This is a genomic window from Salicola sp. Rm-C-2C1-2 (assembly GCF_040196175.1).
GTDB lineage: Bacteria > Pseudomonadota > Gammaproteobacteria > Pseudomonadales > Oleiphilaceae > Halospina.
In genome coordinates this window covers 169,374-188,201 of the sequence record NZ_JBEFNF010000007.1, presented here as the reverse complement: position 1 = coordinate 188,201, position 18,828 = coordinate 169,374, and the positions used below count along the sequence as shown (strand labels likewise).

The following is an 18,828-nucleotide window of genomic DNA, read 5'->3' as shown; positions in this document are numbered from 1 at the left end:
GCGCTCACCAAAGAGCGGTACGGGGCAATGAGAGGGTTGATCACCACGACCGAGGACGGCGACTGGCACAACGCGCCCCTGGTGTGTGTGGATACACCTCATAGAGGGGTGCTTTGTGTATCGCAGCCGAACTCTGGCGTGCAGTTGCCTCACGGATCGTGTACGAGGCGTGCTTTAACGTTACGTTGAACGTCCTCGATCATTTTGGAGATCGGTATACTTCCGGGAGAGTACGGTTGACCGTAGCGCATCCGGAGGTAGGACTGGACCTCAATTGTGCGCTGCTCATCAAACAGGTAGGCAACAGCGTCAATCATCTCCGGCTGACCTCGGAAGATTGGGTCAGCGGCATTGCTAAGATCACTGGGGCGAGTTTGTCGCAATGTGGCTATTGCCTCAGGCGGGCACGTCTCGGAAGAGAGGCGTGAGCCAAGACGCACTGTTCTCTCGGTGTTAATCCAGTCCTGATAGTTTTCGTAAGCCTGCTTATTCAGGTTGAAGGCAACACCGAGCAGGCCTCCACCTTTAGCCCGTTCTTCCCAAGTCTCACGGTTCCAGTCCTTAAGGTGGACTCGGTAAACATAAATCAGGCTGTTGCCGGGTATTTTCTGGTACACCATTGCGGCCACGTAATCTCCGGGGCAGCTGTTTCGTAAACACTCTATCTCCCCTCGACGGCCCAAGGCTGGCAACAGTCTCTCATCAAGGTGATAAACGGTGTCGTCCGCTTTCAATTTGAGTTTCTGACAACCTGGAGTCAGGGTGATGAACTCGATTTCACCCTCTATCTGCCAAGGTTTTGCCTTGCCCGGCGGAGATGGCAACTCCTGCAAGCTCTGTTGCGTTTGCAGTTCGTTTCGATGCATCAGGCCTGAAGCGTCAACATCCGCGTCATCGTCCCAACCCCAGTCAGCGTCTGAAGGTGCATTCCCTCGACCTCCACCCGAGGGCGCGCCGGTTTTTGAAGGCCAATTTCCTCCTGGATAGCCTTCCACTGTGTCATTTTTACTCATCCCGCTCTCCTTGAATTCGAATCGGGTCATTTATTCTTTGTATAGGTCGCTGACCAAACTCTGGCAGCAATCCCACTGTACTGACCCTGAACCCGTTCCAGTACCACCCATTATTGGAAAAATCTGGCTTTCTCCCGCCCCTTGATTCGTTCCTACTTCTCCGCAATCACCTTCAGATAGGCAATGATTCTGGCAAACCCCATGAGCAGTAGCGCCTGGAACAGGGCAGCTCCGGCAGTCGTAAAAGCAGGAATTACGCCATTAGGAGTGCGGTTAACCAGGTAGAGCGCGAACAGGGCACCGACCAAGAGAATGAGCCAAGCTAATACATTCAAAGAATCTGCAACAGGGTCAGATTTCGACATATGTAATCCACCTGATGAATCAGATGAAGTTGTATCGGGTGTTTCATAAGTCTGCGTCTTGCTGGTTCCGAGATGTTCAGCACCTTGCTCTAAGGCTTCTACGTCAACATCATCGACGTACCAATTCAAAAATCGCGAGTGGCCTTTCAACTCGCCAGACTTGATCTTCGCTACAACGTCACCGATCGAAGTGTTGGAAAGGTCTGCATAGCGCATCGCCGTGATTGTCTCTGCCATATCCGTGCCTCGTTCCCTTGCGCTTTATAGAAAATGACTGGCTGCGGTGCATATTTCGTCATGCAGCCAGGGAGAGTACCCGCATACTCCCTTAGGTTTGGTCAATTGCCGTTGGATTTTTCGAGCTGGAAATGAATTGCCTTCAGGTAAGTCAGACCTTGCGCACCGGCAATCAATATGGATCCTGAAACAACTCCTCCGGCGACCAATTGAATCGCATAGAGCCCTGCGTTGAACTCCGAAGCGACATAAAGGGCAGCGATTGCCGCCATAGCAATGATCGCCCAGCCAGCTGCAGTCAATGTTCCTGATACAGCAGGGGGATGGACGGGTAGACGATCTCCTTGAGTGCCAGCTGATTGAGTGCGTTGAGATGCCGGTTCAACCGTGCTTTCATTAACTTCACCTGACCCAAGATCTTCTACTCGGGCTACCTCGGAGTATGGCCTGCCCACCCTCGCTCTCTTTTTGGCCGATTCGGTTCCATTGGCTTCAACCTCAACTGGATATTCTTCTCCATCTTCTTGCAGATGTACCCTATAGTGCGCCATTCAGAATTCTCCTTGGTTTTGCGAGCAGTTGAAGCTGATGTTCAAAGTAGACGGGCATGCATGTGGTGTAAAATCCTCTCAGCGAGTGGATTGCTGGTGATTGGTAACAAAGAAGCTGGGAGAGCACACCCTTGGTAAGGGTGAGGTCGGCGGTTCAAGTCCGCCCATGAGCTCCAGTTCTAAGGCTGAAGGCTGGCTGTAACGTAACGAAGAAAGGCAACGGCACGGGAGATAGGTCAAAAGGAGAGATTCAATGTGTGGACGCTTTGATCAACATACTCCGCGCCCAGTCATCGCTCGTCGGTGGTTTGGCCTGTCGTTACCAGAGCAAGAACGTGGTGGCTGCTACAACACCGCACCCGGCATGGATATCACGACTGGAGCAGGCAATCGTTTGGGCAGCCAACCATGATTGTTTGGCAGTAAGTCGCCTCTTTCCGCCCAGCCTCACAGAGGCGCGCCCACAAACCAGGCCCCGGCTTGTCTCTGGGCTTCTTTTACCTGCCCCCGATCAAGGCGCTCCGAGATTTCGTGGCACATCTCCCTTTCCCTTCGCCCGCTACGAATTTCTGCAATTAGTAACAGCTTCAGGGCCTTCATTAGGTCCTGCTCAACTCGCTTGCCTAGGTGGTAATGTGCAGACAGACGTAAAAAGGCTGGAGGATATCCTTGTTCTGCCGCCTTGGTGTACCAGTAAATGACCGCCTCGTCATCGCGATCGATCTTGAGCCTGGCAAGTTCACACTGGGCCCAGGCATACCCAGCATTCGCAAGCTTTTCGATGACTTTTTCTTTGTACGACATGGACCTCCCCTCGAACCAAAGCAGAAGCCAAAACTCTTGGGATCGCCGGTTTCAGGCATATCCCAATCGAGATACAGCAGCCAACGGCGAACCAATTCTAGGAAGTCGCCCTCTACTCGCTCAATCGCCTAATGATTGCACGCTCGGTTCTTTCATCACGAAAGGGTCAGTGTAGGCATAAGCGTTTTTAGGTTCCGCTTAGAAGGGCTGGCCCCGCAGTCGGTCCAGCGTCTGTGTTTGATCTCGACAAGTACATCCATTCAGGCGCCATGGCACAGCCTTTTCAGACCACCCTCATTCAGTTGCATCTGTAGTGGAATAAGGAATTCATGATGCACCTGATGGAATCGCCCATGAGCATGGATCAGCAGATCTGGAACGAGACCACGGCCAGTTTTGAGCTGACGGCCACTGTCAGTGATACCCAGGACCTGAGGTGGTGGCTGACTGCCCAGGGCCAGCATCTGGATATACTGGCACCGGACTACCTTCGGGCAACGATTATAGAGACGATGGAGGAGGCGTTAGGCCGACAGCGATCATCAGGATAAATCCATGCTGGCACTTGGAGGATGGAGGAACTCCAGTGGCTGTAGGGCTAGGGCGGCATTTTCAGCTTTAGGCCCTACACCGAATTCAAGCGGTAACGCGCGTAAGGGGCCGCCAAAGACAACCCCTGGATACACTTGATGTGTTTGTCGGTGGTTACCCGTCGGCTTTAGAGTTGCGAAGGCGATCAATCTCTTCCTCGATTCGAACCGATTCGTCTTGTAGCTCCAACAGGCGGTTTTCTTGCGCTGCTTCCGCCTCTTCGAGAGTCTCATAGTTAATGGAATTAAAGTTATAGACGATATCGGAACCGATCAGGGAGCGCTTGGTTTTCTTAATCCCATTTTTCCTGATCGAATCAATCTCGTTGTGAACTGATGCTTTTTCACGCTCGAGCTCATTGACCTGCTGTTCAATTTGGCGTTTCTGCTCCTCGATCTGGCGATTTCGCTCCTCAGCCTGTTGTTTTGACTCTCTCTGTCTCTCCCGTTCTGCGCGAATCTTTTGCTCTTCTTGATCAATCTCGGTCTGGCGCTTCCCCTGTTCGATGCGAGCTTGAATTGCCCCAAGAGCCGCTTCGCGGCGATTCAGATATTGTCGGTATGTGATGTACTCGACTTGCTCGTAAAAAACCTGAATACGATCAGGAACGGATACGCCCCAACCGAAACCCCATCCACCACCAGATTCAGCGCCAAGCCTCAAGCTTTTTTTGGTGAATGCCTTGCCTTTCTGAAAGATGATTACGGATTTGATTTCACACTGGAGGTCGTTCAACACAGCAAGAAAATCATCGATTTCTGCCTGGTAGTCGTCGAGATTCGCGCAGACGGTGGTCCTCTCTTTTGAGTTAGGTGAATCCTTCGTTTCCTTGCCATCCAATACAAACCAACGTGTAAACGTCTCTCGCCAGCAAACAATCTGATTAAGAGTCTCCTCGCTATAGGTGGTTTCTCCGTCGCTCACTGGCATCCTCCAGGCTGATTTTTGGCTAGGGAGGTAAAAGTAGTTCAGGGGCTCAGTCGGCTCAACTTTGGATCCTGAGCCCCTTTTACTTGCCTCATTGATGTTCAGACTTCCACGTAGAGGCCCTGCTCTGGATCCCAACGGTAGCGCGTACTGGGATCCTGGTCTGGATCGACAGTCAAGGCATCCAGGCACTGGTTTTGGTTGGCTGCTTTGAAGCGGTTGAGCCAGCTCTTGAGCTCGCCGGTCACCGTTACGCGTTGTGTGTAGCGCAGTTGCTGGACCATCTCCAGAAACCAAGATTTCTCAGGTAGGTGCAGTCGAGGCTTAGACGAGTAAGACACGCGTTTAAGCACCTCCAGGTCGGCTGATTGACCGTCCGGTGGCAGCCGCTGTACATCGACTTCCGGCGTGTAATGGACCTGAAGGCATTCCTGCCAGAGTTGGGCCCAGCGCTCTTGGGAGAGGTAGTTCTTACCCCCGTGCATTGAGGGAGTCACCAGAAGCAGGCAATGAAAGTGCGGATGCGCTGTCTCCGGATCGTCCTGGCCTCGGTCTACTTCCAGGAATCGGATGGATCCGCGCACATGACGCCAGGCCTTTCGGTTGGTCATGCGGCTGAAGGCCTTGTTCATCGCGTGTATTTGATGTCTCAACTCCGTGACTGGGCAGTTACGCACCGTCAGGGTCAGGAATAGCCAGTGTGGACGATCTCCCTCTGCCATCATCTTACGCACGATCCACTTCATGCCAATGAACCATTGGGCTGAGAAACGCTCCTGGCAAATGGGGCAATGGCGATGCTTGCAGTGCCAGGTGACATTGATGGGCTGTTTTGCTGGGGAGCGGAAAGTATGGACGTTATCCGCGCACTCCTGAATGCGCACTGCCGCTTTCCGGTGATTGGCGTCTTTGAGAAACAGCTTGGCGGTATCCTCAGCGAATGGTTTGCGCTTCTCTAGATCTGCCAGCTTTTGGTTATTTTGTTCGTCGTCGTATCGATTCATCGGAATGACCTCTTGATTGGTTGGTTGCCATTTATCTGGAAACAGGCCATTAATTCGGCGTAGCGATACGCAAATCGCCCGAATAAGCCGGTGAAAAAGTGACCTGTTGGAGTAATGGCGTAGAGGTTATGGAGTAGAGAGAAGGTATCTAATAATAAATATAAAGCAGGGACTTACATCGCATTAGGATCATGGCTGCCTGCTATGAGACGGCGGAGATCCCCAAAGCTTTCCATCCACCTGAAAGAGTCCATCTGGGGCATGGCGGTCAGGAACCACCCAGGGGAAGTAGGGGGTGTGCGTGGCCTCAACGCGCGAATCGTCGCTTGCTGTATCTGGGTGCGGACATCCTGGTCGATCGGTTCCACGTTTTCCGGATGTACCTCGGCAATGAAGTCCTCCCCAAAGCAATCCCGCCACAGCTGGTGCCAGACATCCTCCCGGAAGCCGGCTGGGTCCTTAGAAACATCCGGCCGGAGTAGCAGAACGCACTCGAAACGCGGGTGAGCGACCTTGGTGTCGCTGAAGCCTTGGTCCACCCGTAAGATACGCAGAGCACCCTGGACGTGACGCGACCAGAACCGCCGACGGGTCATGCGACGGAAAGCGACCTTCATGGCCTCCAGGCATTCGCTGAGCTCGGTCACTTGGCACTGACGGACTGAGAAGGAAACGGCAACCCACTGGCTATCGCCTTGCCAAGGCTTCTCTCGAAACAACCAGTCCATCTGGTGCCCGTGGTCATAGGCCTTCTGGTGCTGACAGCTCGGGCAGTGTGGGTGATGGCAACCTGCCTGGCTGGTGTCCTTGGTGCGGAGAGCGCAGTTGTGAATCCGCGCAGCAACCTTCTTGGTCCAGGGATCCTGGATGAGGTGTTCAGCCAGTTGCAGCGCGGCGGCTCTAACGTTCTGGGGAGTGGATACATCCCTCGTTTCTTGAATGACAGTCATCGTGATAACTCCCACGGCAATAGTTGGGCGCAGGTGTGACGGACATACGGGTGCAGCTGCTTGTGGCAGGGCCACGGCAGGGTGTGCGGGAAAGTCCGCGATTGTGTGTCGTCACACGGCGTTGATCGGGTCTCCAGAACGGAGACGAGTTAGAAAGGCTGTGAATTAGCCGGTTGAGTGGAGTGGTGTTGCTGGGGTGCTACCGGCAGCGTCTCGCTCCTCGATGCGGGCAAGTACCCAGTCCTCAACTTCCTGCTCGACCCAACCAACCGAACGTCCACCAAGCGGCACGGGCTGGGGGAAGGTGCCTGCTTCGACGTACTTGTAGATGGTGGAGCGCGCCAGGCCGGTAAGCTCCATGACGTCGCGTAATCTGATGATCCTCATGACGGTCTCCTATGGTTATTCCGCTCATGAGATCGGGGAGGGCTGTCGCAAATGACTTGAAGCGGTTTCAGGTAGCTGGTTTCCACTCGGCAGAGGGAGGAGTTTTTAGCGTGGGGTCGACCAAGGGGGGTGTTCTCAGAGAGGTGTCTTCGAGCAGTGAATTTGCTATGGCTTCGATTGCCTCTGGAGTAGCGTCAGTCCCGTCCGGGCGGAACTTACTGGCCAAAAGGACATATACCCGGTGGGGAGTTCGATCAGCATCACTGGTATATGTCTCAACTGCGATCCGGCGGGAGTTAAGGGCTCCATCAGGCTGAGGTAAGATCAGGTAGTCCTCTGACTGTTTCCAAGATTCTCCGGTGCGGGACAGTATGTTGACCGCATTGGTTGCCTGTTGAACGATACATGCAACCAAAAAGGCTTGGGCCCTACTGCGGCGATCACCGCCAATCAGGGCAAGGTCAAAGGGAGCGTCATCAAGGGAGACCCTCTTCCACGCACTTTGAATTTGACCTGCATATCCTATCGGCATTTCTCTGTAATCAACTCCTCGTCCTTCTGCACGCGGCAGCGTGTCTGCGACCTCCGCGTAAAGATTCTCCAGCAGATGTGCGGGAGGAGGATATGTTAAAAGCTCAGGATTTCGCAGCGTTGCGCTTGCCAGCTCATCGATGACCCAAGCGAGATAGTGAAGCTCGGCAAACTGCGGCTTTCTCCCGATTAACTCAATCAGGTCCTCGTCTGGACGACAAAGGTCATTGCTGGGCTGGCTTGAGTTGGCAATTCGTTGTCGCTCTAGGGAGTTTCTGCGTGCTCTTGCTATTGGGTGCTGAAGAGCAGGATAGATAACCGTTAAACCACCCGGTTTGTCCTCACCAAAGGTTTGGTGGTGTAACTCAATGAAGTAGGCACCAGACCGTCTCCCTAAGAGTCTATCGAAATTTCCGCCGTCAACTGTGCTTCTCAGGTATCCGTAGCGCTTTAGGTTCTTGCACTCGTATCGAAGCCTTGGGTGACTAATCCCGGTCTGGGTGGCCAGCTCTGCGCGCGTTATTGAAGTTACAACACCTGCTGGTGAGGCATGAGCCAGTAACACCATTAATAGCACTCGCTGCTGGATGGTCAGTTGGTGTCTGCGCCTATTAGGGGGGACTTCATTGTATTCGAGAAGCTGTTGAATCTTGGATCGGTGAGGCGAACTGGCAAGTTCGTTATAGCCGTTGGGCCAGGTTGTTTCTGGATTGAATCTGAAGCAGTGGTGTGGCGGTCCCGGGTGCCAGTGCTGTCGGAAAGATTCAATGATGCCTCTGGCCTCTAGTTCGCCGAGTGGCTTAAGCGCTTTATTGGGTGGTACTCCAAGCTCCCTCGTGAATGCGGTCCTCGTTAGAGGGTGAGTTGAGGCAGTCCCAAACTTCATCGCCATCCGAACCGCCACAAACTTGCCGATTGGATGGTCCATTCGAAGGTTGGTCAGGGCGGCATGGGCTAGGGTATACATAGTAGAATACTCTATTTCTATAGCTATAATTATAGAATACGTTAAAGTCATATGACTTGTCATATTCAGTATCTATGAATGAATTTAGTAGATAGTAAGCGAATATATGCAGAATCCAACTACATGGGTGAAGGGTCTATCATCGGAAGGGAGGCGGTGGGCATTTCGGTATTTGCAAAAGCGGGTCGATCAGTTCCCCGGACTGAATCATGTCTGGCAGCAAATGCCTCAATCACTTGGTGACTCGGTAGCCGATGCCCAACTTGAAGTCGAGAGACTGATAAGCCTGGTAGCGACTTTGCAGGGTGCCTATGGAGGTGCCGAGCAGTTCAGGAAGATGGAAAATGCCTGGAATAAGAGGCTCTCGCGGGGAGGTGGTAAGCGGGTAGAGCGCAACGTGGTTCTCGATCGGGAGTACGACAAAGCTCTCCAGGAGATAATGCGACAAAGCAATGTGGATCGCTCCACGGCGATTATGCGCTGTATTGAGCAGACTGCAGAGCATCGGAGTGATGAATGGGAAGATATCAAGTATGAGAGATCTAGATTACAGGAACGCCGGGATGCGCCTCTCTGAAGGCAGAGACAATCTAAAAAAGTCGCGTAAAGAGCTTGCGGACAAGATTCAGAAGTTACGGGACGAGCGGTATCAAGCACGAAAGGAGCTGAAGAGGGCAGACGAAGAGCGCAAGACGGCCTGGAGTGGCCTTTATTCCCTTGTTTGGGGTTTATCGCTCGCGCCGAATGATGCAGCAGTGGTATTCGAGTTTGACGACGACAAGCGGATTTCCGACATCAATTTTCAGGATGGCAGTTCTCAGGTGAAAGTATGGAGTAAACCCGTGCAGAAGAAAGTGAGAAAAGCACTTGAGCCCTTTATGGGGAAGGAGCCGGAAAGCGCTGATCAAGATGGTGCTGACCAGAGCGGTAATGGTGATTGATCGTTGCTCCAGACAGGCTTGCTCCAATCAGCTTCAGGAATTTACTGCAGCTTAAGCTTGTCCAAGTAGTCTGCCCACGTCTGCATCATCTCCCGTCTTTCGTTCAGAAACTCGGTCCGGTTATACGCCCTTCCGTGCATGTCGGCTACCTGGTGGCCGAGCTGCATCTCTATCAAGTGCACAGGATAGTGCAGCTCTTCCTGTAGCAGGGTTCTCGCCATGGCGCGGAAGCCGTGTGCCGTGAAGCGGCCGGCGTAGCCCATGCGATCGAGTGCTGCCTTAATGGCGGCATTGCTCATGGGCCGCTTGGCATCCCTAGCGTTGGGGAATACATAGGCGCTGCGGTGCTCTGTGATCGGCTGAATGCTTTCCAGTATCTCCAGAGCCTGCCTGGAGAGCGGAACGATTAGGGGAAGTCCGTTCTTCGTTTTGGGGAGCTCCCATTGAGCCCGCTCAAAGTTGATGTGATCCCACTGCATTTGCCGGGTGTCCCCTGGGCGGGTGAAGACCAGGGGCGATAGCTTGAGCGCCTTGCTGGCGGCGAACTGGCCCTGATAGGCCTCGATACCCTTGAGGAGCTCGGCCACCTCGGTGGGGGTAGTGAGTGAGGGTTGGTGCTTCACCTTGGATGAGGGCAGGTAGCCATTGAGGTCGCGTGTAATGTCGAATTGCACCTTGGAGGCAGTCACGGCATAGCGGAAGACCTGACTCAGTAGGGTCTTCACGCGGTGGGCGGTCTCCAGGTGGCCGCGCTTTGCGATCTTATCCAGTACTTCACGGACGTGGGGTGGCTGGATTTCGTTGATAGGGCGTTTGGCAAGGTCGGGGAACGTGTAAAGCTCCAGCCGACGCCAGTTACGCACGGCGTGGGACTCTGAAACTTCCAGGGCGTGTTTCTGGTCGTACCATTCCTTAGCGACAGTGCTGAAGGTGTTCTCGCTGTCCTCCTTTCGCTGGTCAGTTTGGAGTTGACGATCAGCAGCGGGGTCCGTCCCTTGGGCAAGCAGTCTTTTCGCGGTGTCACGAGCTTGCCGGGCGTCGGCCAGGCTGGTGTGTGGGTAACTGCCCAATGACAGGGTGCGCTCGTTACCCGCAAAACGGTACCGCAGCCACCAGTACTTGGCGTCGCCTTTGACGACGAGGGTCAATCCGCCGCCATCAGCGAGTTTCCGTATCTTCCCGTCACACCTGGCGTTTTTAACCTGGCTGGCGGTGAGCTTGTTGAGCTGGCGAGACATGGGCGATCCATTTGTGGGTAACAGCGAGGTGCGAATGCCGCGTTACCCACAATGTTACCCACACCTGAGCGTGGACCTCAATGGATCCCGATGAATGCTCTGGACATAAAAAAGCCCCGTTTCCGGGGCTTTGGGGCGTTTCAGTAGACTTCGGTGGATCTCCTGAAACTGTTGGATGGTGGAGACGGCGGGAGTTGAACCCGCGTCCGCCGGTACTCCGCCTTTGGCTCTACATGCTTAGGTTCCTTCTATTCTTTTAACCCCAGGCGACCCGAAGGTCAGGGTGCAAAGGGCGAGCTCACCAGGGTTTAACCGTTACGCTGCGAGCATCACGCGACGGCGATCCTATCTTCTATGACTGCCTGTGAAACGCGGGGGACAGGCACCCCGGTCAGGCAGGCACTAGCGGTTTTTACGCCGCGAGCGCGTAGTTGTCGTCGTTTGCGACTATTTTAAAGCAGCTTTGATTTTTCGAGACTCGCTGCCGTCTCGGCATGCACCTCAGGTTTCGTCACCGGCGTCGAATCCGGATCGTCCCCGTACGTGCCAGTATAGGGGCGGCCCAGGGCCGACTCAAGGGGAATCCTGTTTTTAAGCGCCAGATCGCGGAGCTGGTGGAACGCATCCGCAAAGGCCGTGGCCATGCGCTCCGGCGAGGCCATCAGATCACGGTCGCTGATGATACCGAACTGAACCTGCCCGGCGTAGCTGAAAATGCTCAGGCCAATGCCTACATCGCCCGTCTGGGGCACCCAGAACATCGGCGTTCGCAGGCGGCAGCCGCAAAGGTGCAGTGGCTTGTCCGGGCCGGGCACATTGGTGAGTACAGCCGAGGCGCGCCGACTGAGAATCGAAAGCGCGCGGCGTTCCATCAGGTCCGGTCCCCGCCCCAGGATGTCGAGTAAGCCGTAGGAGACCTGAGCCTGGTAAGACCGTTTGATGTCGTCCATGTGGCGCTGGACGGCGTCAAAGCGTGCCCGAGGGCATAAAATCTGTACCGGCAGGGGAACGAGCACCAATCCGAACTGGTTGCCAAGGCGGGTGATTGGTTGATCCAGTGGCCGCAGGTTGAAAGGAACGGCCACATGGATGCCGGTCTCGGGCAGGGGGGTGGCGCTCTGCTGCAGATGAGTTTGTGTGGCGCCGGTTGCTGCCGCCAGAAGCACATCATTTACGGTACCGTTGAGCGCTTGGGCAGTGGCTTTGACTTCACCCAGATCCAGCGGTTCGCTCCAGGCCACTTGCTTGTATCCACTTTGTGGCCCCCTCAGTGCCGTGGGCGGATCCGGCGGACGAACGGCAACCTTGAACAGATCGCGGCCCACGAAGGCGCATTCACGCCCCAGACGTGCCAGGTAGGCGGGATCTTCGCGCATGGTGCGCCACGTCTGGCGGACTTGCCAGCGCGCAAGACGCAGGTTGCGGCGGATGCGGAACAACGTCTGGCGCCACTCCGGTGTTTGTCCGCGCACGCGCTTGTGCCGTTTCGATGGCTTGTAGGTGTCTCCGGTGGCGGCCTGTTCATCGGTCAGCGAGAGTAGAACCCGGACCAGTGAGATGCCATCCGCAATGCAGTGGTGGATACGCACGATAAGCGCACAGCCGCCCTGATAGTTGTCGACATAGTGGATCTGCCAGAGAGGGTGGTTGAAGTCCAGTGGCGTGCTGTTGAGGTCGCTGGTGAGCTGTTGCAGCGCGGCCTGATCTGCATTACCGGCAAGCGCGGTTATGCGCAGGTGGTTATCCAGGTCAAACCAGGGATCGTTTTCCCAGTAAAAACGGTCATTCTGATAGATAACCCGCTGGCGGAAGCGCTCAAAGTGCAGGAATCGTTCTTCAAGCAGGTTGCGGAACGCCCCGAGGTCGATCGGCTCGTCGAAAACAAGTACGGCGCCGATCATCATCGGACTTTCTGGCGACTCCATCCGCAACCAGGAGGTATCGACTGAGGACATGGCTGTTCGTTGAGCAGGCATCGTCCCTCCCTGGTTGCAGTGATGTTGAACTGATGAGGAGTAAGTATACCGCTATGTAAAGCCAGGTAAAATAAAGGTCCGGTGATCAGCGTAGTGTCTCACGCAGGATGCGCTGCTTCTGGCGGTTCCAGTCCCGTTCCTTCTCGGTATGACGCTTGTCGTACAGCCTCTTGCCCTTTGCCAGCGCAATCTCGCACTTGATCAGGTTCTTTTTCCAGTAAAGCGCCAGAGGAATACAGGTGTGGCCTTCCTGTTGGGTTTTGCCAAGCAGGCTCGCCAACTCGCGGCGATGCAGGAGCAGCTTGCGTGTGCGTGTCGGGTCCGGATTGATATGGGTGGAGACCGAAGGGAGCGGCGGGATGTGTGCGCCCAAAAGCCATGCCTCTTCGTTTTTGAGCAGGACATAGGCGTCTGTGATCTGGGCTTTGCCGGCACGCAGTGCCTTAACCTCCCAGCCGTGAAGCTGGAGACCCGCCTCAAACTTCTGTTCAATGTGGAATTCGTGCCGCGCCTTCTTGTTGAGCGCGATCGTACTGCCGCCCTTGGAGGGCTTCTTTTTCTGAGCCATGGGAATCATCCGGCGTGGCGGAATGGGTGTCGATGCAAACGCTGTATTGTAGCCCATAGGGCCTGCCTGAGGGCAAAGGCTGTAGTGTTGCAGCTGAATGAAAAGGCGGTAGTGGGCTATAATTTCGTTTCATCCGATCGGGAGCCTGTTAATGCCCTCTAATCCGGTAGCGCCGGCCACTGCCTGGGGCAGCCGCTGGACCTTTGCGCTGGCACTGGCTGCGGTTGTGCTCGGTGCCGGCAATCTGTGGCTGGTACCGTCTGCGGTGGTCGCGCACGGTGGCGGCGCGTTCCTGATGGTTTACGCCCTGGCGTTGATGTTCGTTGGCGTGCCGTTGGTGATGACCGAGCTCGCTATGGCGCGACGCTATCGCCATAGTCCGGATCGTTCGCTGCAGGCTGCCGCAGCGGCCTCGGGGTTAAGGTCGCGCAGTCTGCCTTGGGCAGGGCGTGGCATGGTGCTGGCAGCAGTATTGCTGTTCGGGCTGTATTCGGTACTTGGCGGCGTCTCCCTGGCCTGGCTCTTCCGGGCTGCTCTGGGTGAGCTGCGGGGTACTAGCGAGGCCTCGGCGGCGGCGTTGTTTAGCAGTTTTGCCAGTGATGCGCAGCAGGTTGCTCTATGGCAGGCGGTGTTCATTGGGCTGGTGATGGCCGTCGCTGTGCGCAACCTTGGGCGGGGCGTGCAACGGTCCCTGCGCACCGTTGTGCCTCTGCTGGCGGGCCTGCTTGTGATCATGACGGCGGTGGCGCTGTCCTCCGGTAAGGCTCAGGAAGCGGCCTGGTCCCTGTTCTGGCCCCGTTGGCACGATTTGGGGTGGTATGGTGCTGGTCGCGCTGTACAGCTTGCGCTTTATTCGCTCGCAATCGGTGTTGGCGTTGTCATGACCCTGGGCAGCTACATGCCGGGCAACGCCTCCATGCCCCTGTCTGCTATTGGGGTAGCAGTGGTGGATCTGTTGGTCACACTCGTTCTCGGACTGGCGGTTACAGCGTTTGTGCTTGTTGAACAGGTGCCGCTGACGTCCGGTTTCGAATTGGTTTTCGTGGCATTGCCTCAGGTGTTCGAGGCAATGGCGGGTGGCCAGCTTATTGGCAGCCTTTTTTATCTGATCATGGTACTGCTGGTATGGACATCGGCCCTCTTCACGCTTGAGGTGGTGGTTACAACGGTGACAGAGCGCTTGGGCGGCTACCGGCCGGTTGCAGCATTGGTGGCAATGCTGCCCGCAGGCGCAGCGGCCGTTGCAGCATTGTTTGGGTTTACCGGGCAGGGTGCGGTGGATGTTTGGGCGCTGATGGAGCTATCCGTCATGCTGGTGCTGGTGCCGATTTCGGTGCTGGCGCTGGCGAGGATGGCCGGTTGGCAGCTGCCCCCACGGCAGCTGCTTGCTTTTCTGGGCGTGACGGGGCAGGGGTACCGGCTCTGGCGCTGGCTTATGGCATGGTTAGTGCCCCTGGGAGCAGTGATCGCTGTTGGGCTGACAGTGCTGGATTATAGAGAGGACTTCTGCAGGCTGGCGGGCCCGGAACTGTGTGGCCATGGTGGTCTGGAGCAGTCAGTAGTGCCGTTGCAGAAAGAGCCTTATGGGGTAACGCTTCAATGAGCCGACAGATTGAACGCAGCGCGCTGGTGCGCCATTCCGCTGAAGAAATGTTTCGCCTCGTTAGCGATGTCGAGCGCTATCCGGAATTTCTCCCCTGGTGTGGTGGCGCGGTGCTGCATGAGCACGATAGTGATCAACTGGTGGCGTCGCTTGATGTTCAGCGGGGTGGGCTCAAACAACGCTTTACCACCCGCAATCATCTGGTACCTGCACAGTCCATTCATATGGAGCTTGTCGATGGGCCTTTTGAGTATCTCAAGGGGGTGTGGGAGTTCCGGGCGCTGCGGGCGGATGCGTGCAGGGTGACCTTGAGCCTGGAGTTTGCCGTTGAGAGTGGGATTGCCCGGATGGCGTTCGCTGGCATCTTTGCCCAGGCAGCGAATACCATGGTGGATGCGTTCTGCGAGCGTGCGAGATCCCTTTATGAGGATGCGGGATGATCCGTGTGGAAGTGGCATACGCGCGCCCTGAAGCGCAGCGTTTGATTGCACTCAGTCTGTCTGAGGACAGTACGGCGCTTGAGGCCATCAGGGAATCCGGGATCGAAAACGTCTTTCCCGAGATTGATCTGGCGTATCAGAGTGTGGGCATATTCAGCCACGTGATTGCGGAGCCTGGTCGATACCGTCTTCGCGATGGTGACCGGGTCGAGATCTACCGCCCCCTTGAGATTGATCCCAAAGAGGCCAGGGCAAAGCGGGCCGGGACGCGGCGTTGACCGAGGTTCAGTTGGCTGGCGTTTCCTCCAGAAGCTTGGCCTCGTGCCGCAGATACTGGTTGCCCTCATAGATGATGGTGACCCGTTGTTTGCGAATCTCGCCGCCACCCTCCTGGAACGTGTAGAGATAGTATTCGCGGTCCGGGTTAAAGCTGCTAACGGTAATAGGGGTGCCCAGCAGGTCGCGAACATCGGCCCGGCTCATGGTTGGATTAAGGTCGCCGAGATCTTCCTGATCGATAATGTTACCCTGTTGAACATCGATCCGGTAAACGCCCGGAAAACTGCACGCTGCGAGGCTGAGTGTCAGAGTGACCGCAGCCAGGCAGGCGGGAATGGAAGCCTTTTGCATCGTGGAAGGAAATCCTCTATCTTGAGTGCCGCTCCGAGGCGCGCTGCCCGCCTGAAGACGAGCGCACATGGTAACGAAAGCCCACTCCATCACCAACGGTTAGGTTCAGCATGGCACCAGAAAACGTCGAGCTGCGCAAGGTAGGCCTCAAGGTTACGCTACCGAGGGTCAAGATTCTGAGTATCCTCGAGAGCGCGGAAGCCGCAGAGGATGCCGAAGGCGATCATCACCTCAGCGCCGAGGATGTCTATAAGAAGCTTCTGGAGTCTGGTGATGATGTGGGTCTGGCCACAGTTTACCGGGTACTGACGCAATTTGAGGCGGCGGGGCTGGTGCTGCGCCACAACTTCGAAGGCGGTCATGCGGTGTTCGAGCTGGCTGGAGAAGAGCATCATGACCACATGGTCTGTACCCAGACAGGGCGTGTTATCGAGTTCTATGACGAAGTCATCGAAGAACGCCAGCGTCGTATCGCTGAGGAGCACGGCTTTGATCTGGTGGACCACAGTATGATTCTTTACGTGAAGCCAAAGGAATAAAGATTGACTGCTCATCCTGGCGAAACAGGGTCGCGCGCACGACGCTGTTTCAGTCTCAGTGATGAGTCGCCTGCCCCTTCTGCAGCATCTCGCTGGCATGGGCCATGGTCTGCTCGGTAAGATCCACACCGCCGAGCATTCGCGCCACCTCGCGGATCCGTTCCTCGGAGTCCAGGCTTTCCACGGTTGAGTAGGTCTTTTCGTCTTCAGTGAACTTGCTCACTGAGAGGTGCTGGTGCGCTTGGCTGGCCACCTGGGGTAGGTGGGTCACGCACAGGATTTGGCCATTGTCACCAAGCTGGCGGAGCAACCGTCCGACTACTTCCGCGACACCACCGCCGATGCCGACATCCACCTCGTCGAAGACCAGTGTCGGAATAGTCGATGTCTGGGCTACAACCACCTGGATGGCCAGGCTGATGCGTGAGAGTTCGCCGCCCGACGCCACTTTGGCCAGCGGCCGGGCGCTCTGGCCGGCATTGGTGCTAACCAGGAATTCCATTTCCTCATGGCCGCAGCCTGCGGGCTGTCCTTCGGCGGAAGACGGGCTAAAGTAGGTCTGGAACTGGATGTCCGGCATGCTCAGCCGTCGAAGTTCTTCTCCCACGCCCGCATCCAGGCGTTCAGCCGCGTGGCGCCGGGCGCTGCTGAGCCCATCCGCCAGTCGTGCCCATTCAGCGCGCGCTGCTTCAGCCCGCTCACGGAGTTGTTCCAGGCTTTCGGAGCCATTTTCGAGTTCGTCCAGCTCGGCGCGTAACGTCTCCTGATGTTCCGGGATCTCAGTAGGCTGGATCTGGTGTTTGCGCGCAACCTGGTAGATCCAGCTCAGACGCTCTTCCACATCCTGCAGACGCTGCGGATCGCAGTCATAGTCATCAATGAAGCGCCGCAGATTGTCGCCGGCTTCCTCCACCTGGATTCGGGCCTCTTCCAGCATCTGGCAGGTTTCGGCCAGCTGGGGCACCTCGATGGGTAACCGTTCCAGCTTCTGTCGAGCTTGGTCCAGTAGCCCGGCAGCGGCGGGTTCGCCTTCGCCGCAGCATTGTGCAGCCTCGTGACACTGCGACAGGATGTTTTCGGCGTTGGCCAGCTGCTTCTGTTCGGCTTCAAGCTGCGTCAGTTCGTCGGCGCTCAGCCCCAGCCGGTCGAGTTCTTCCACCTGATATCGTAAAAGCTCAGTGCGGGCGTTGCGCTCATCACGTTGGTTGGTGGCCTGTTCCAGGCGCTGGCTCAGGTCGCGCCATTCCTTGAAAGCGTTGCGGACCTGTTCGGCCTGTTCATGATTGCCGCCGAACTCGTCCACCAGCCGATGGTGGGTTTCGCGCTTGAGCAGGGATTGATGCTGATGCTGGCTGTGGATGTCCATGAGCATGCTGCCCAGGGTTTTCAGGTCAGACAGTGTGCAGGGCTGCCCGTTGATGTAGCCCCGTGAGCGACCGTCACGCCGGATGACGCGCCTCAGCACGCAGTCCCCGTCCTGATCCAGGTCGCGTTCCTCAAGCCAGGTTCTTGCCTGCGGGATGCGCGAAAGGTCGAAAACCGCGCTCAGGTCGGCTTTATCCGCTCCTTCACGGACAGCGCCTGCATCCGCACGCGCGCCTGAAACCAGGTTCAGGGCATCCATGACAATAGACTTGCCGGCTCCGGTTTCGCCGGTGAGTGCGGTCATGCCTTTCCTGATGGTCAATTCCACTTTTTCCGCAACAGCGTAGTTGGCGACGGTCAGGTGCGTGAGCATAGATGGCTCCTAGCGTGTATCGATATACAGTATATGGTTATTTGTACAGTTACTTTCTGCAGGTTTCAAGTGGCCGTAACGATCCGGTTTGTGACGAAAGTGGCCAATGGTGGTTGAAACCAGCCCAAACAGCCCCATATTGCTCCGCAGACGTCCCGCAGCGGGCTAAAGAATCTGATACCGAGCAATGAGGTTGATCATGAGTGATGACGAAACCCGTAAGGATGAAGCCGTGAATGAAACGGGCGCGGATGACGGCGCCGACGCGGGAAGCGCGGAAGCGGCCTCCGATGCTCCGGAGGAAGCTGAGAGCGGGGGCAGCGAGGCAGAGCAGTTGCGCGCTCAGCTCGAGGAGCAGAAAGAGGAAGTGATGCGCGCCAAGGCTGAGATGCAGAACATCCGGCGGCGTGCTGACATTGATGTCGAGAAAGCCCACAAGTTCGGGGTCGAGAAGTTCGTGAAAGAACTGCTGCCAGTAGTCGACAGCCTTGAAAAGGCGGTTGAAAGCACTCAGGGCCAAGAAGTCCAGAGTGAAGAAGTGCTTACCCGCATCAAGGAAGGGGTCGACATGACGCTGGATATGTTTGTGGGCGCACTGGAGAAGTTCAACGTCGAGCAGATCAACCCGGTGGGAGAGCCCTTCGACCCACAGAAGCATGAGGCTATGTCCATGGTTCCGAGCAATGAGGCTGAGCCCAACACGGTGATCGCGGTTATGCAGAAGGGCTATCTACTGCATGACCGGGTGGTTCGCCCGGCGATGGTCATGGTGGCCAAGGCGGATGACTCCGGGGGCGGAAACGTCGACGAGCAGGCTTGAAATTGAGT

Annotated in this window: 21 protein-coding genes, 1 other RNA gene and 1 pseudogene; 7 read left to right on the top strand and 16 right to left on the bottom strand. The window is 56.2% G+C overall.

The features are described 5' to 3' along the window. Positions 1 to 149 precede the first annotated feature (149 nt). From AAF659_RS12615 to AAF659_RS12600, 4 genes are all read right to left on the bottom strand, one after another. A complete protein-coding gene (locus AAF659_RS12615; protein ID WP_349752126.1) occupies positions 150 to 1,013 on the bottom strand; it encodes a hypothetical protein in 864 nt (287 codons plus the stop codon). A 152-nt stretch (positions 1,014 to 1,165) separates the two neighbouring features. Beyond that, a complete protein-coding gene (locus AAF659_RS12610; protein ID WP_349752125.1) occupies positions 1,166 to 1,615 on the bottom strand; it encodes a hypothetical protein in 450 nt (149 codons plus the stop codon). Between the two features lie 101 nt (positions 1,616 to 1,716). Then, the gene (locus tag AAF659_RS12605) at positions 1,717 to 2,166 is read right to left on the bottom strand and encodes a hypothetical protein (protein WP_349752124.1); all 450 of its coding nucleotides are present in this window, start codon (positions 2,164 to 2,166) and stop codon (positions 1,717 to 1,719) included. A gap of 447 nt (positions 2,167 to 2,613) precedes the next feature. Continuing rightward, a complete protein-coding gene (locus AAF659_RS12600; RefSeq protein WP_349752123.1) occupies positions 2,614 to 2,970 on the bottom strand; it encodes a tetratricopeptide repeat protein in 357 nt (118 codons plus the stop codon). Between the two features lie 329 nt (positions 2,971 to 3,299). Here AAF659_RS12600 and AAF659_RS12595 point away from each other — a divergent pair, with 329 nt between their 5' ends. After that, positions 3,300 to 3,521, top strand: a complete 222-nt coding sequence (locus AAF659_RS12595) for a WCX domain-containing protein (RefSeq protein ID WP_349752122.1) — start codon at positions 3,300 to 3,302, stop codon at positions 3,519 to 3,521. 154 nt (positions 3,522 to 3,675) lie between these two features. Here AAF659_RS12595 and AAF659_RS12590 read toward each other — a convergent pair whose 3' ends face one another. The 6 genes from AAF659_RS12590 to AAF659_RS12565 form a co-directional block, all read right to left on the bottom strand. After that, positions 3,676 to 4,485, bottom strand: a complete 810-nt coding sequence (locus tag AAF659_RS12590) for a hypothetical protein (RefSeq protein WP_349752120.1) — start codon at positions 4,483 to 4,485, stop codon at positions 3,676 to 3,678. A 104-nt stretch (positions 4,486 to 4,589) separates the two neighbouring features. Then, complete coding sequence (locus AAF659_RS12585; protein ID WP_349752119.1) at positions 4,590 to 5,492, bottom strand: protein rep; 903 nt, start codon at positions 5,490 to 5,492, stop codon at positions 4,590 to 4,592. A gap of 173 nt (positions 5,493 to 5,665) precedes the next feature. Next, positions 5,666 to 6,442 (bottom strand): protein rep, encoded by a 777-nt coding sequence (locus tag AAF659_RS12580; protein WP_349752118.1) that lies wholly within the window; start codon positions 6,440 to 6,442, stop codon positions 5,666 to 5,668. A 165-nt stretch (positions 6,443 to 6,607) separates the two neighbouring features. Further along, positions 6,608 to 6,829: a helix-turn-helix transcriptional regulator gene (locus AAF659_RS12575; RefSeq protein WP_349752117.1), complete on the bottom strand. Its 222-nt coding sequence runs from the start codon at positions 6,827 to 6,829 to the stop codon at positions 6,608 to 6,610. Positions 6,830 to 6,896: 67 nt separating this feature from the next. Then, positions 6,897 to 8,390, bottom strand: a complete 1,494-nt coding sequence (locus AAF659_RS12570; RefSeq protein WP_349752115.1) for a hypothetical protein — start codon at positions 8,388 to 8,390, stop codon at positions 6,897 to 6,899. A gap of 169 nt (positions 8,391 to 8,559) precedes the next feature. After that, the gene (locus AAF659_RS12565; RefSeq protein ID WP_349752114.1) at positions 8,560 to 8,775 is read right to left on the bottom strand and encodes a hypothetical protein; all 216 of its coding nucleotides are present in this window, start codon (positions 8,773 to 8,775) and stop codon (positions 8,560 to 8,562) included. A gap of 115 nt (positions 8,776 to 8,890) precedes the next feature. On the opposite strand from AAF659_RS12565, the gene AAF659_RS12560 reads away from it, so the two are divergent. Next, positions 8,891 to 9,268 carry a hypothetical protein gene (locus tag AAF659_RS12560; protein ID WP_349752113.1) on the top strand — a complete coding sequence of 126 codons (378 nt, stop codon included), beginning with the start codon at positions 8,891 to 8,893 and terminating at the stop codon, positions 9,266 to 9,268. Between the two features lie 41 nt (positions 9,269 to 9,309). Here the strand turns inward: AAF659_RS12560 and AAF659_RS12555 are convergent, their stop codons facing one another. From AAF659_RS12555 to smpB, 4 genes and pseudogenes are all read right to left on the bottom strand, one after another. Beyond that, positions 9,310 to 10,506 carry a tyrosine-type recombinase/integrase gene (locus tag AAF659_RS12555; protein ID WP_349752112.1) on the bottom strand — a complete coding sequence of 399 codons (1,197 nt, stop codon included), beginning with the start codon at positions 10,504 to 10,506 and terminating at the stop codon, positions 9,310 to 9,312. A gap of 176 nt (positions 10,507 to 10,682) precedes the next feature. Next, positions 10,683 to 11,045: a transfer-messenger RNA gene (ssrA, locus tag AAF659_RS12550) on the bottom strand. Between the two features lie 117 nt (positions 11,046 to 11,162). Then, positions 11,163 to 12,407: pseudogene (locus tag AAF659_RS12545) on the bottom strand (wax ester/triacylglycerol synthase family O-acyltransferase); the annotation flags it as partial. Between the two features lie 160 nt (positions 12,408 to 12,567). Then, positions 12,568 to 13,050, bottom strand: a complete 483-nt coding sequence (gene smpB, locus AAF659_RS12540) for an SsrA-binding protein SmpB (protein ID WP_349752111.1) — start codon at positions 13,048 to 13,050, stop codon at positions 12,568 to 12,570. 151 nt (positions 13,051 to 13,201) lie between these two features. Here smpB and AAF659_RS12535 point away from each other — a divergent pair, with 151 nt between their 5' ends. From AAF659_RS12535 to AAF659_RS12525, 3 genes are read left to right on the top strand one after another with little or no spacing between them, the layout of a single operon-like run. Then, positions 13,202 to 14,653: a sodium-dependent transporter gene (locus tag AAF659_RS12535; protein WP_349752109.1), complete on the top strand. Its 1,452-nt coding sequence runs from the start codon at positions 13,202 to 13,204 to the stop codon at positions 14,651 to 14,653. Continuing rightward, positions 14,650 to 15,093 (top strand): type II toxin-antitoxin system RatA family toxin, encoded by a 444-nt coding sequence (locus AAF659_RS12530; RefSeq protein WP_349752107.1) that lies wholly within the window; start codon positions 14,650 to 14,652, stop codon positions 15,091 to 15,093. Before AAF659_RS12535 ends, AAF659_RS12530 begins: the two co-directional genes overlap by 4 nt. Next, positions 15,090 to 15,371, top strand: coding sequence for an RnfH family protein (locus AAF659_RS12525; RefSeq protein ID WP_349752106.1), 282 nt, complete (start codon positions 15,090 to 15,092; stop codon positions 15,369 to 15,371). Before AAF659_RS12530 ends, AAF659_RS12525 begins: the two co-directional genes overlap by 4 nt. Positions 15,372 to 15,378: 7 nt before the next feature. On the opposite strand, the gene AAF659_RS12520 is transcribed toward AAF659_RS12525, so the two are convergent. Further along, positions 15,379 to 15,723 carry an outer membrane protein assembly factor BamE gene (locus AAF659_RS12520; RefSeq protein WP_349752105.1) on the bottom strand — a complete coding sequence of 115 codons (345 nt, stop codon included), beginning with the start codon at positions 15,721 to 15,723 and terminating at the stop codon, positions 15,379 to 15,381. 110 nt (positions 15,724 to 15,833) lie between these two features. On the opposite strand from AAF659_RS12520, the gene fur reads away from it, so the two are divergent. Continuing rightward, the gene (fur, locus tag AAF659_RS12515; protein ID WP_349752104.1) at positions 15,834 to 16,262 is read left to right on the top strand and encodes a ferric iron uptake transcriptional regulator; all 429 of its coding nucleotides are present in this window, start codon (positions 15,834 to 15,836) and stop codon (positions 16,260 to 16,262) included. Positions 16,263 to 16,317: 55 nt separating this feature from the next. Here the strand turns inward: fur and recN are convergent, their stop codons facing one another. Beyond that, positions 16,318 to 18,000, bottom strand: a complete 1,683-nt coding sequence (gene recN, locus AAF659_RS12510) for a DNA repair protein RecN (protein WP_349752103.1) — start codon at positions 17,998 to 18,000, stop codon at positions 16,318 to 16,320. A 199-nt stretch (positions 18,001 to 18,199) separates the two neighbouring features. On the opposite strand from recN, the gene grpE reads away from it, so the two are divergent. After that, on the top strand, positions 18,200 to 18,820 hold the full coding sequence (gene grpE / locus AAF659_RS12505; protein WP_349752102.1) for a nucleotide exchange factor GrpE: 621 nt from the start codon (positions 18,200 to 18,202) through the stop codon (positions 18,818 to 18,820). Positions 18,821 to 18,828: the final 8 nt, after the last annotated feature.

Coding starts and splice junctions, on each gene's coding strand:
- AAF659_RS12530 (WP_349752107.1), top strand. CDS start 14,650: ATGAGCCGACAGATTGAACGCAGCGCGCTGGTGCGCCATTCCGCTGAA.
- AAF659_RS12600 (WP_349752123.1), bottom strand. CDS start 2,970: ATGTCGTACAAAGAAAAAGTCATCGAAAAGCTTGCGAATGCTGGGTAT.
- AAF659_RS12555 (WP_349752112.1), bottom strand. CDS start 10,506: ATGTCTCGCCAGCTCAACAAGCTCACCGCCAGCCAGGTTAAAAACGCC.
- AAF659_RS12610 (WP_349752125.1), bottom strand. CDS start 1,615: ATGGCAGAGACAATCACGGCGATGCGCTATGCAGACCTTTCCAACACT.
- fur (WP_349752104.1), top strand. CDS start 15,834: ATGGCACCAGAAAACGTCGAGCTGCGCAAGGTAGGCCTCAAGGTTACG.
- AAF659_RS12585 (WP_349752119.1), bottom strand. CDS start 5,492: ATGAATCGATACGACGACGAACAAAATAACCAAAAGCTGGCAGATCTA.
- smpB (WP_349752111.1), bottom strand. CDS start 13,050: ATGGCTCAGAAAAAGAAGCCCTCCAAGGGCGGCAGTACGATCGCGCTC.
- grpE (WP_349752102.1), top strand. CDS start 18,200: ATGAGTGATGACGAAACCCGTAAGGATGAAGCCGTGAATGAAACGGGC.
- recN (WP_349752103.1), bottom strand. CDS start 18,000: ATGCTCACGCACCTGACCGTCGCCAACTACGCTGTTGCGGAAAAAGTG.
- AAF659_RS12580 (WP_349752118.1), bottom strand. CDS start 6,442: ATGACTGTCATTCAAGAAACGAGGGATGTATCCACTCCCCAGAACGTT.
- AAF659_RS12570 (WP_349752115.1), bottom strand. CDS start 8,390: ATGACAAGTCATATGACTTTAACGTATTCTATAATTATAGCTATAGAA.
- AAF659_RS12525 (WP_349752106.1), top strand. CDS start 15,090: ATGATCCGTGTGGAAGTGGCATACGCGCGCCCTGAAGCGCAGCGTTTG.
- AAF659_RS12605 (WP_349752124.1), bottom strand. CDS start 2,166: ATGGCGCACTATAGGGTACATCTGCAAGAAGATGGAGAAGAATATCCA.
- AAF659_RS12535 (WP_349752109.1), top strand. CDS start 13,202: ATGCCCTCTAATCCGGTAGCGCCGGCCACTGCCTGGGGCAGCCGCTGG.
- AAF659_RS12615 (WP_349752126.1), bottom strand. CDS start 1,013: ATGAGTAAAAATGACACAGTGGAAGGCTATCCAGGAGGAAATTGGCCT.
- AAF659_RS12560 (WP_349752113.1), top strand. CDS start 8,891: ATGCGCCTCTCTGAAGGCAGAGACAATCTAAAAAAGTCGCGTAAAGAG.
- AAF659_RS12575 (WP_349752117.1), bottom strand. CDS start 6,829: ATGAGGATCATCAGATTACGCGACGTCATGGAGCTTACCGGCCTGGCG.
- AAF659_RS12520 (WP_349752105.1), bottom strand. CDS start 15,723: ATGCAAAAGGCTTCCATTCCCGCCTGCCTGGCTGCGGTCACTCTGACA.
- AAF659_RS12595 (WP_349752122.1), top strand. CDS start 3,300: ATGATGCACCTGATGGAATCGCCCATGAGCATGGATCAGCAGATCTGG.